Source organism: Streptomyces aurantiacus JA 4570 (assembly GCF_000414115.1).
Taxonomy (GTDB): domain Bacteria; phylum Actinomycetota; class Actinomycetes; order Streptomycetales; family Streptomycetaceae; genus Streptomyces; species Streptomyces aurantiacus_A.
The window spans coordinates 42,040-53,225 of the sequence record NZ_AOPZ01000558.1 but is presented as its reverse complement, the minus strand read 5'-3'; the positions used below and the strand labels follow the sequence as shown (position 1 = coordinate 53,225).

Genomic DNA, 11,186 nt, shown 5'->3' with positions numbered 1-11,186 from the left:
GGGTGGGAGAAGCCGCCGCGCAGCGGCGGGAACGCAAGGCGCCCCAGCCCAGCCCCACGCAGTGGCCCGCTCAAAGGCGCCCCCGCCAGCTGACTGCACGTCACAACGCCATCACGATCACCGAGTTGACGCCGTTGACCATCTTGCCGCCCCTGACCGCGCGGGCGTAGACAGACCGCACGGGACCAGTCCGGGTAGAGGAAGAGAACGGGGCAGTGATGCGCAGCACTCTTCGTACACGCACTCCTCATGCACACCGTGCACACCGTGTTCGCCGCGCGCGCGGGGCGGCCGCCAAGCTAGTCGCCTCCGCCGCGGTCGGCGCCCTCGTGCTGGGGCTCAGCGCCTGCGGGGGCGACGACAAGGACAAGGACGACGGCGACAAGGCAGGCGGTGGCGGCAAGGAGAGCGCGGCCACCGTGCGACTGCCCGAGCTGGACGGCGAGAAGGTGTCCGTCGCCGCCGTGTGGGGCGGCGCAGAGCGCAAGGTGTTCCTCCAGGTCCTGGACGAGTTCGAGAAGCGCACGGGGGCGGAAGTGTCCTTCGTGCCGGCTCAGGACCCCATCATCAGTTTTCTGGAATCGAAGGTCGCGGGCGGCCAGCCGCCGGACGTCGCGATGCTGCCGCAGGTCGGCGCGATCGAGCAGGCCGTGGCCAACAAGTGGGCCAAGCCGGTCGGGGCCGAGGCGCAGAAACAGCTCGACAAGAACTACGCCCAGGGGTGGAAGGACCTGGGGGCGGTGGACGGCAAGCAGTACGGGGTGTACTTCAAGGCCGCCAACAAGTCGCTGATCTGGTACAACACCGAGGTCTTCGAGAACGCCGGGGTCCAGGAGCCCGAGACCTGGAAGGAGTTCATGAAGACCGCGCAGACCGTGTACGACTCGGGCGTCACGCCGATGTCCGTCGGCGGCGCGGAGGCGTGGACCCTCACCGACTGGTTCGAGAACATCTATCTCTCGCAGGCCGGTCCCGAGAAGTACGACCAGCTAGCCCAGCACAAGATCAAGTGGACGGATCCGTCGGTCAAGGCGGCCCTGACGACGCTCGGGGACCTGTTCGGCAAGAAGGGGTTCATCGCGGGCGGGGCGAGCGGCGCGCTGCAGACCGAGTTCCCCGCGTCCGTGAAGCAGACCTTCACCGGCGGCGACCAGCCGAAGGCGGGCATGGTCTTCGAGGGCGACATGGTGTCGCTGGCCATCGCGGAGACCAAGGCCAAGGTGGGCACGGACGCGAAGGTGTTCCCGTTCCCGGCGGTCGGGGACGAGTCGCCCGCCGTCGTCGGCGGGGACGCCGCCGTCGCACTCAAGGACAGCAAGGGCGCGCAGGCCCTGCTGACCTACCTGGCCTCCCCCGACGCCGCCGAGATCTGGGCGAAGGCGGGCGGTTTCGTGTCGCCGAACAAGAACCTGGACCTCAAGGCGTACCCCAACGACGTGCAGCGCGGCATCGCGGACGCCCTGATCAAGGCGGGTGACGACATCCGCTTCGACATGTCGGACCAGGCCCCGCAGGCTTTCGGCGGCACGCCCGGCAAGGGCGAGTGGAAGGCCCTGCAGGACTTCCTGAAGAACCCGAAGAACGTCGCGGGCACCCAGCAGACGCTGGAGGACGCGGCGGCCAAGGCGTACAAGAAGAGCTGACGGGGCGATGACGACCCCGGATGCCGGGGGCACCGCGGCGGTGCCCCCGGCCCAGTCGACGCCGCACACCTCCAAGTCCGGCCCGCACCGGGCCGGTCCCCGCAAGAGCGTCACCGGGACCCGCAGGACGATCGCGGCGCTGTTCCTGCTGCCCGCCCTGGTCCTGCTCGGCGCGCTCGTGCTCTATCCGATCGGCTACTCGGTCGGCCGCAGCTTCTTCGACAAGGCGGGCGACTTCAGTGGTTTCGACAACTACGAGACGATGTTCTCCGATGACGGGATCCGTACCGCCGTCAAGAACAACGCGATCTGGCTGGTGGCCGCCCCGGCCCTGACGACCGCGCTCGGCCTGATCTTCGCGGTCCTCACCGAACGGGTGCGCTGGGGCACGGCGTTCAAGCTCATCATCTTCATGCCGATGGTGATCTCGATGCTCGCGGCGGGCATCATCTTCCGGCTCGTGTACGAGTCGGACCCCGACCGCGGCGTCGCCAACGCCCTGTGGGTGGGCGTGCACGACACCTTCGCCGAGTCGTCCGGCTTCCCGCAGGGCCATCCCGGCGCGCGCTCGCCGCTGAAGGGCGCCGGCGGCGGCGCGTTCATCACCAAGGACCCGGTCAGGGCGGGCGAGCCGGTGGTGCTGCCGCTCACCGGTGTGCCGCCGGGCCAGATGCCCGACGACGCCGAGTCGGCGAAGCCTGCGAAGGCCGACCCGGGCAAGGTCACCGGCACGGCCTGGCAGGACTTCACGCGCGGCAAGGGCCGGGGCAAGGTGAACGCCCCGGACACCGCCGAGTTCGGCTACCCCGGCATCAAGATCGAGGCGGTCAAGGGCGGCAAGGTGGTGGCCTCCACGAAGGCCGCGGCCGACGGGACGTTCAGCCTGCCGAAGGAGGCCGTCGGGGCCCAGCTCCGCTATCCGGCCTCGAACTTCCGTGAGCCGTACAACGGCGTCGACTGGCTCGGCCCGTCCCTGATCACGCCCGCCATCATCGGCAGCTACATCTGGATGTGGGCCGGGTTCGCGATGGTCCTGATCGCGGCCGGGCTCGCGAGCGTGCCGCGCGAGCTGCTGGAGGCGGCGCGCGTCGACGGGGCCAACGAGTGGCAGGTGTTCCGTCGTGTGACGGTGCCGCTGCTCGCTCCGGTGCTCGCGGTCGTCGTGGTCACGCTCATGATCAACGTACTGAAGATCTTCGACCTGGTCTTCGTGATCCCGCCGGGCTCCTCGAAGGACGAGTCGAACGTCCTCGCGGTGCAGCTCTACAACTCGGCCTTCGGGGACCGCGACGCGGGTGTGGCCAGCGCCATCGCGGTGCTGCTCTTCCTCCTGGTGATTCCGGTGATGTTGTTCAACATGCGCAGGATGAGGCGGGAGGGACGGCGATGACCATCCAGAGCGGGGCTCCGAAAGCGCCCCCGGTGCAGGTCGTGAAGGCCAAGCAGTCCCTCGGCGGCCGGATCGCCGCGCTCGTCAGCGGCAGCGTGCTGCGGGTCTTCCTGGTCGTGGTCGGACTGTTCTGGCTGGTGCCGACGCTCGGGCTGATGCTCGGCTCGCTGCGGACGTCCGCGGACATGAGCGAGAGCGGCTGGTGGAAGGTCTTCGGCAAGCCCTCGCAGCTGACCTTCGAGAACTACGAGAGCCTCCTCAAGGACGAGACGATCACCGACTCGATCCTGACCAGCGTGTCGATCACGGTCCCGGCGACGCTGCTCGTCGTGGTGATCGGCTCGCTGGCGGGGTACGCGTTCGCGTGGATGGAGTTCCCGGGCCGCGACTGGTGGTTCCTGGGCGTGGTGGGGCTGCTCGTGGTGCCGGTGCAGGTGGCGCTGCTTCCGGTGGCCAAGCTGTTCGGCGAGATCGGGATCTTCGAGTCGACGACGGGCGTGGTGCTCTTCCACACCGCCTTCGGACTGCCGTTCGCGATCTTCCTGCTGCGGAACTTCTTCGCGGAGATCCCGCGCGAGCTCCTGGAGGCGGCGCGCCTCGACGGCGCCGGTGAGCTGCGGCTCTTCCTGCGCGTGGTGATGCCGCTCGGCGCGCCCGCGATCGCCTCGCTCGGCATCTTCCAGTTCCTGTGGGTCTGGAACGACATGCTGATCGCGCTGATCTTCGCCGACGCGGGCAGCCCGCCGATCACGGTGGCGCTCCAGCAGCAGGTGCGGTTCTTCGGCGACAACGTGCAGATCCTCGCGCCGGGCGCGTTCATCTCCATGGTCATCCCGTTGGCGGTGTTCTTCGCCTTCCAGCGTCAGTTCGTGTCCGGTGTCATGGCGGGTGCCGTCAAGTGAGGACGGCCCGTGCCGTCAGGTGAAGAGCGGGTGACGCCCGGGGGTGCTGGGTCCTAAGGGGTCGGGGGCGTGTCGTGCCGTGTGTGGTGTTCGGCGGAACGCGGCCACTACGGTCGATCGCGGCGCACTGCCCCCGACTCCAGGACCTGACATGCCCGAAGCCTCCGCTTCCGTACCGACGTCCGCCCAGGAATTGGACGAACTGCCGCTTCCGACCCGTCTCGCCGATGTGAAGGGCTGGTTCCACCCCGCCGACCAGGTGCTCTTCGACTGGTTCCTCAGCCGTCAGCTCAGCCGTGAGGAACCGGGCGACCTGCTCGAACTCGGCGCCTATCTGGGCAAGAGCGCGATCTTCATGGGCGGCTATCTGCGCCCCGGGGAGACCTTCACGGTCTGCGACCTCTTCGACTCGCCCGCCCCCGACGACGCCAACTCCAAGGAGATGAACCGCTCGTACGCGACGCTCACCCGGCGCGCCTTCGAGGCCAACTATCTCTCCTTCCACGAGGAACTGCCGGTCGTCGTGCAGGCGCCGTCGTCCGGCATCACCGCGCAGGTGCGTGCGGACAGCTGCCGCTTCGTCCACATCGACGCCTCGCACCTGTACGAGCACGTGCACGCCGACATCGCCGCGGCGCAGCGGCTGCTGACCCGGGACGGGATCGTCGTCCTCGACGACTTCCGCGCCGAGCACTGTCCCGGCGTCGCCGCCGCCACCTGGGGCGCGGTCGCCACCACCGGGCTGAAGCCGCTGTGCATCACGGCCACGAAGTTCTACGGGACGTGGGGGGCGTACGACGAGACGCGTGCCGCTCTGGGGGCGTTTCTCGCGGGGCGTGACGACATGTGGCACGGCGCGGAGGAGGTGGCCGGTCATCCGATGATCCGCATCAGCGGCGGCAAGGCCAAGTTGCCGGCGCAGCCGGTGTCGCGGCATGCCTCGGCGGCGGCGCGACAGGGGGCGGCGGTGCAGGCTGCGGCCGTGCAGCCGCCGCCCAGTAAGCCCGCGGAGCGGGGCGGGGACAATCGGCGGCCCAAGGGGCGGGGGCTTGCCTCGTTCCTCGGCCGTCGGGGCTGAGTCGCCTCGCCTCTTATGGGGCTGCGCCCCTCTCCCCCGCTTTTCGGCCCTTCGGGCCTCGTCCCTTCGGGCCTCGTCCTCAAACGCCGGACGGGCTTTTTCGCTGCGCGTGCCGTTTCGGTGAATATTTGGTGAATTGCGGCAAAGTGGGGCAATGCGCCACTTCCTCAGCCCGGCGGCCCGCGCCGCCCGTACTCGTCGGCTCCGCGTCCTCGCGCGCAGTACGCGGTTCCGGCTGGAGCGGGCGGCCGCCGGGCGCGGCGGGGGGCGGGCTGGGCTGCTGCTGCCGCTCGCGCATCTGTCGCTGCGGGACAGCCGTACGCTCAACCTCGCGCTCGCCGCGCCCGAGCCGGATCTGCGGGCCGCCGAGCTTCTGATCAGCCGCGGTCCGCGCCGCTTCCGCGTCCCGCTCGCCGTGGAACGCGGCACCGACGGCGGCCCGCTCCTGACGGCTACGGTCACGCTGCGCGACGCCCTCGACGCGACGTACGCGAAGCGGGACTCGCCGCGCGCGCCCCGCCTCACCGAAGGCGTCTGGCGGCTCACCGTCGTGACGACCGGGGACGACGGCCGCGTACGCCGCCGGGGGCTCGGTCTCGCCGAGGGCGTCGTCCCGCCCGCGGGGCCCACCGCCCCGCACGCGCCGAACCCCCGCACGGGCACCCTCATGCGGGTCGTGCGGTGCCGCAGCGGTCGGGCCGCCGTGCAGGTCACGCGGTCGCGGCCGCGGGCGGAGGTGGTGCGGTTCGTGCCGCGCGGGGACGGGATCACGGTGTACGGGCGGGTGGTCGCGGGGCCCCGGGAGCGGGACCGGGCGGGGTGGCCGGGGCGGGCCGTGCGCCGCCGTGACGGCGTCCTGGCTCCGGTGGAACTCGCCTGGGACGGGGACGGGTTCAGCTTCGCGCTGCCGCTGGCCGCGATGACCGGCGCCGGGCCCGGCCAGTGGGTGTGGGACTTCCACGTCGGCGAGCTGCCGCTCGGGCGCAGGCTGACCGACGTGGCCGATCTGCCCGCCGCCTTCCCGACGCCGTTCCGGCTCGTCGCGCTGCCCGGCGGCCGCCTGGTGCGCGCGCACCCGCACTTCACCGCGGCCGGCGCCTTCGCCGTCACCTGCCTGGACATCACGAAGGAGACCTCATGAAGGAGTCCTCTTGAAGATCACGTATCTGCTCGGCTGGGGCGACGAGATGGGTGGCACCGAGCTGGCCACGTACACCCAGGCGCTGCATCTCGCCGAGCGGCACGACGTCGAGGTCGTCTCCGTCTTCCGCACCCGGCCCGAGCCGTTCTTCCCGCAGGCGCGCGAGGTCCCCGTGCGCTATCTGGTCGACCGTACGGTGACGCCGGAGCGGCCGGTGCGGGCGTCCGCGCTAGACGAGGCCGCGTGCCGGACCCTGGCCGCGCTGCCCAGTGAACTCGTCGAGCCCGCCTGGGAGTCGGCGTTCGACCGGCTTTCCGATGTGGAGTTGACGGCGGCGCTCACCACGCTGGACACGGACGTGCTCGTCACGACTACGCCCGCGCTGCTCGCCGCCGCCGTCGGCCTCGTACCGGCGCGCGTGGTGACCGTCCACCAGGAGCACCGCCCCACCCAGCGCCGCGGCCGCTCCGGCGAGCCGCTGCTGCTGCACGCGCCGCGCCTGGACGCCCTGGTCACGCTCACCGAGCGGACCCGGGACTGGATCGCGGAGTCCCTGGGCGCGACCTCCCCGGAGCTCGCCGTGATCCCCAACGCGGTGCCGGACGGCTTCCGGCCGCGCGCCGACGGCGAGAGCAAGGTCATCATCATGGCCGCGCGGCTCACCGGCGAGAAGCGCGTCGACCACGCCATCCGCGCGTTCGCGCAGCTCGCCGACGCCCACCCGGAGTGGACGCTGCGGATCTTCGGCGGCGGGCACCGCGAGCAGAGCCTGCGCCGCCTGGTGGACGGCTTCGGCCTTCAGGACCGCGTCGAACTCCTCGGACCCTGCCAGGACATGGCCGCCGAGTGGGCCAAGGCGGGCCTGTCCCTGATGACCGCGGGCCACAACGAGGCGTTCCCGCTGGTGCTCCTGGAGGCGCTGGCGGCCGGGGTGCCCGTGGTCACGTACGACGTCCTGACGGGCCCGGCGGAGATCGTCAGGCACCGGGTGGACGGGCTCCTCGTACCACCCGGGGAAGTCGATGAACTCGCCGTCGCCATGGGCGAGTTGATGGGGGACGACAAGTTGCGGCGGTCCTGTGCGCGGGCCGCCCGCGAGGGGGTGTACGAGCGGTTCTCCTCGGCCGGTGTGACGGCGCTGTGGGAGGAGCTGTACGCGCGGCTCGTGGCGGGGCGCGACCGGCCGGAGCGGCTCGCCGGGCGCGCGGACCGGGTGGCGCTCGGCGTGGCGTCCGGCGGCTGCGGGTTCCGCCCGACGGCGCCGCACACCTTCGACGCGGCCGCGAGCGCCGACGAGCGCGCCCGCGAGGACGAGATCATCGCCGCCGCGCCGGACGGCAAGGTGATCCGCTCGGTCGGCCGCCTCGCCGAGTGCCGTGACGACGTACTCGCGCCGCGCATGGCCGAGTGGAACCTCGAACTCACGGCGGCCGCCCTGGAGTCGCGGCAGGTTCCGTACGTCCTGGTGCGCACCGGCGGCTCCGCGCACACCCTGGCCGTGGACGAGGACGACCGCGACCGCGCCCTCAAGGCCCTCGCGGAGAGCCTGCACGGCGAGCCGGTCTACGCCGAGCTGGTCAACCCGCGGGACGCCGCCCCGGGCGCGGTGCTCGCCGAACGCCTCGACGGCATCGGGGAGTTGGCGGGCGTCAAGGTGTTCAAGCCGGTGACCACGACGACGCTGTCGCTGCGGCACGGGGTACAGCAGGCGTGCACGGTGGCGTTCTGGCGGCGCGCCGCCGACCCCGGAGGCACCGGCGCGACGACTCCCCCGGCTCCCCGCCGCGCCCCCTTCGGCAGCACCCTCGCCGGCGCCGAGCTCCCCTCGCTCGCCCCCACCGCCCGCCTCCGCGTCGGCGCCCGCCGGTACCCGACCCTCGACGTCTTCACCCAGCCCCTCATGACCGACGTCGACTTCCCCGTCGACGCCGTCTACACCTGGGTCGACGACACCGACCCCGACTGGCGCGCGGCCCGCGCCGCCGCGCAGGCCGCATCCCCCGGCACGGAGGCCGACGAGCACTCGCCCGACAGCGGCACCGTCCGCTTCCGCAACCGCGACGAGCTCCGCTACTCCCTGCGCTCCCTCGCGATGTACGCCCCGTGGGTGCGGCACGTGTACCTGGTCACCGCCGGACAGGTCCCCGCCTGGCTCGACCGGGACCACCCGGGCCTGACCGTCGTCGACCACCGCGACCTGTTCGCCGACCCCACCGCCCTGCCGACCTTCAACTCCCACGCGATCGAGACCCAGTTGCACCGCATCGAGGGCCTGGCGGAGCACTTCCTCTACTTCAACGACGACATGTTCCTGGGCCGCCCGACGACCCCCGACACCTTCTTCCTGGGCTCGGGCCTGCCCAAGTTCTTCTGGTCGTCGGCGTCCGTGCCCGCGCTGCCGGTAATGCCCGGGGACGAGGGCTATCTGGCGGCGGCGAAGAACAACCGCGAGCTGCTGCGCCGCGACTTCGGGCGGACGGCGACGCACTGCTTCTTCCACGTGCCGTACGCGCTGCGCCGCGGCATCCTCGAAGAGCTCACCGAGCGGTACGCGGACGAGCTGGCCGCGACCGCCCGCGCCCGCTTCCGCGGCAACACCGACCACTCCCTGGTGTCGTCGCTGCACCAGCACTACGCGTACCTCACCGGCCGCGCGGTGCCCTCGTCGATCTCGTACGACTTCGTGGACATCGGAAGCCGCGCCGACCACGCCCGGCTCGGCCAGCTCCTGCAGTCGCGGAACAAGACGGCCTTCTGCATCGGCGAGTCCCCCGACAGCGGCATGTCCGACGAGGAGACGGCCCTGGCGGTGCGGTCGTTCCTGACGGCGTACTTCCCGGTGCGCTCGCCCTACGAGCGGCCGGCCGCCGGGTGACCCTCCAGGAACAGCCGCCGCACCACCCGCTCCGCCGCGCCCCCGTCGTCGTACGGACAGAACCGCTCCCGGAACGCGGCCCGCAGCGCCGTCGTCTCCGCCGTGTCCCAGTCGCCGTCGCGGAACAGCGCGGTCAGCTCGTCCTCGGACGTCGCGACCGCGCCCGGGGTCTCGCCCGGGCGGCCCGACAGGAGGTCGAAGTAGGTGCCGCGGGCGAGGCGGTACGCCTGCCAGTCGGGGGCGTAGGTGACGATCGGGCGGTCCAGGCAGGCGTAGTCGAACATCAGTGACGAGTAGTCCGTGACCAGCGCGTCGGCGGCCAGGCACAGGTCCTCCACGCGCGGGTGGGCGGTGACGTCGACCAGGCCGGGGTGCGCGGCGAGGCCCGCGTCGGCGCCGTAGAAGTAGTGGGCGCGGACCAGGACGACGTAGGACGGGCCGAGCGCCGCGGCGAAGCGCTCCAGGTCCAGGCGGGGCAGGAAGCCCTTCTGGTAGTCGCGGTGCGTGGGGGCGTAGAGGACGGCCTTCTGGTCGGGAGCCACCCCCAACTCGGCCCGGATGCGCGCCAGTTCGTCGGGCTTGGTGGTGAAGTACACGTCGTTGCGGGGATAGCCCGCCTCCAGCGCCTGGTACGCCGCCGGGTACACCCGCTCCCACACCTCCGTGGAGTGCGGGTTGGCGGACAGGCTGTAGTCCCACTGGTCGGTGTGGTCCAGGACCTTCTGGAAGCTGATGCCGTGCGTGCCGGCCGGGTAGCGGCGCTGGTCCAGGCCCATCTTCTTCAGGGGCGTGCCGTGGTGGGTCTGGAGGTAGACCTGGCCGGGGCGTTTGGTGAAGCCGCCGGGGAAGGACGAGTTGTTGATCAGGTACGTGGCACGGGCCATCGCCTGCCAGTAGCGCCGCGAGCCCTCGATGACGTACTCGACGCCCGGCGGCACCCGGTGCTTGTGGCGGCTCGACACCACCCAGACGCCCCGGATGTGCGGGGCCAGCTCGCGGGCCTTCGCGTGGATCGCGGCCGGGTTGCAGCTCACGCCCCGGTTCCAGTAGGCGCCGTAGACGGCAAGGCGCGGGTCGAGGGAGCGGCGCAGGTCGGCGTGGTAAGTGACGCGCATGGCGCGGGCGCGCACCGACTTCTTGCGCCGGGCCAGGGCGGTGCGCAGCGCCTTCATGCGGCCGCCCGCGCGCGCGAGCGCCCGGTACGAGCTGTACGAGCCGGTGAGCAAGGCACGCTGACGGTCCGTCACGGGGGTGTGCCCGGGCGGGCGGTGGGCGCGCAGCATGGCCGCCGCCGCGCGGAAGAACGCGGCGCGGTCGCCGGGCGCGATCCGGCCGGGGTCGTCGAGGACGGCCAGGAGGTGCTCGACGGCGTACGGGAAGAGCCGCGCCGCCACGTCCGGGCCGGTCACGGCCGAGCCGCCCGCCACCGGCCCGGCGATGACACCGCCCGCGGCGAACAGCTCCTCGTACCGCCCGATCACCGCGAAGTGCTCCCGCCCCGGCGACTTCGCGAAGCTGCCGCCGCGCCGCTCGCGCCAGCGCACGCACGCCCGGTCCAGCGAGCCGAACCGCTCCCCGGCCTCCAGCGTGGCCCGGTGGGCCGGCACCACGTCCTCGTACGCCCCCAGCGAGAAGGCGAGCCCCCGCTCGACCCAGAAGGACCGCCGGAAGACGCGGTTCCAGGCGGCGACGGTCACGGCGAACGGGTCGCCGGTGACGTCCTCGCCGGACGGCCGCCGCACGGTCTCCCACCAGTCGGTGCGGTCGTGGCCGAAGAGCAGCACGTCCACATCGGGGGTGAGCGCGGCGTCCAGGGCCGCAAGCGCGCCCGGCAGCAGCACGTCGTCGCCGTCGAGGAACAGCAGCCACTCGCCGGTGGCCCGCTCGGCGCCCGCGTTGCGGGCGGGGCCGACGCCCCGCCGCTCGGTACGCCGGACGAGTTGCACACGCAGGTCACGCTGCGCATACTCCGCCGCGATCGCGGCACAGGCGTCCGGCGAGGCGTCGTCGACGACGATCAGTTCGAGGTCGCCGAAGGACTGGTCGAGCACGGATTCCAGGCATTCCCGCAGGTACCCCTGGACACGATGGGCGGGCACGACGACTGAGAAGCGCGGCATGGGCACCGACCGTAGTCACGTGTACACGCTCTGTCGA

General features: G+C 72.0%; 7 protein-coding genes. 6 read left to right on the top strand and 1 reads right to left on the bottom strand.

Annotated features, from left to right (window positions below; genetic code table 11):
* Positions 1 to 218: 218 nt before the first annotated feature.
* The 6 genes from STRAU_RS38345 (at position 219) to STRAU_RS38320 (ending at position 9,029) form a co-directional block, all read left to right on the top strand.
* The gene (locus STRAU_RS38345) at positions 219 to 1,643 is read left to right on the top strand and encodes an ABC transporter substrate-binding protein (protein ID WP_078621752.1); all 1,425 of its coding nucleotides are present in this window, start codon (positions 219 to 221) and stop codon (positions 1,641 to 1,643) included.
* A gap of 7 nt (positions 1,644 to 1,650) precedes the next feature.
* On the top strand, positions 1,651 to 3,033 hold the full coding sequence (locus STRAU_RS38340; RefSeq protein WP_016645770.1) for a carbohydrate ABC transporter permease: 1,383 nt from the start codon (positions 1,651 to 1,653) through the stop codon (positions 3,031 to 3,033).
* On the top strand, positions 3,030 to 3,935 hold the full coding sequence (locus tag STRAU_RS38335; RefSeq protein WP_037664687.1) for a carbohydrate ABC transporter permease: 906 nt from the start codon (positions 3,030 to 3,032) through the stop codon (positions 3,933 to 3,935). The genes STRAU_RS38340 and STRAU_RS38335 overlap by 4 nt, the downstream gene beginning before the upstream one ends.
* A gap of 151 nt (positions 3,936 to 4,086) precedes the next feature.
* Positions 4,087 to 5,013 (top strand): class I SAM-dependent methyltransferase, encoded by a 927-nt coding sequence (locus STRAU_RS38330; RefSeq protein WP_016645768.1) that lies wholly within the window; start codon positions 4,087 to 4,089, stop codon positions 5,011 to 5,013.
* 154 nt (positions 5,014 to 5,167) lie between these two features.
* Positions 5,168 to 6,154 carry a hypothetical protein gene (locus STRAU_RS38325; RefSeq protein WP_016645767.1) on the top strand — a complete coding sequence of 329 codons (987 nt, stop codon included), beginning with the start codon at positions 5,168 to 5,170 and terminating at the stop codon, positions 6,152 to 6,154.
* Positions 6,155 to 6,164: 10 nt separating this feature from the next.
* The gene (locus tag STRAU_RS38320; protein WP_016645766.1) at positions 6,165 to 9,029 is read left to right on the top strand and encodes a stealth conserved region 3 domain-containing protein; all 2,865 of its coding nucleotides are present in this window, start codon (positions 6,165 to 6,167) and stop codon (positions 9,027 to 9,029) included.
* Here STRAU_RS38320 and STRAU_RS38315 read toward each other — a convergent pair.
* Entirely contained in the window at positions 9,005 to 11,149 is a 2,145-nt protein-coding gene (locus STRAU_RS38315) for a bifunctional glycosyltransferase/CDP-glycerol:glycerophosphate glycerophosphotransferase (RefSeq protein ID WP_037664685.1), read from the bottom strand. The genes STRAU_RS38320 and STRAU_RS38315 overlap by 25 nt on opposite strands.
* Positions 11,150 to 11,186 lie beyond the last annotated feature (37 nt).

Coding starts and splice junctions, on each gene's coding strand:
- STRAU_RS38345 (WP_078621752.1), top strand. CDS start 219: ATGCGCAGCACTCTTCGTACACGCACTCCTCATGCACACCGTGCACAC.
- STRAU_RS38340 (WP_016645770.1), top strand. CDS start 1,651: ATGACGACCCCGGATGCCGGGGGCACCGCGGCGGTGCCCCCGGCCCAG.
- STRAU_RS38335 (WP_037664687.1), top strand. CDS start 3,030: ATGACCATCCAGAGCGGGGCTCCGAAAGCGCCCCCGGTGCAGGTCGTG.
- STRAU_RS38330 (WP_016645768.1), top strand. CDS start 4,087: ATGCCCGAAGCCTCCGCTTCCGTACCGACGTCCGCCCAGGAATTGGAC.
- STRAU_RS38325 (WP_016645767.1), top strand. CDS start 5,168: ATGCGCCACTTCCTCAGCCCGGCGGCCCGCGCCGCCCGTACTCGTCGG.
- STRAU_RS38315 (WP_037664685.1), bottom strand. CDS start 11,149: ATGCCGCGCTTCTCAGTCGTCGTGCCCGCCCATCGTGTCCAGGGGTAC.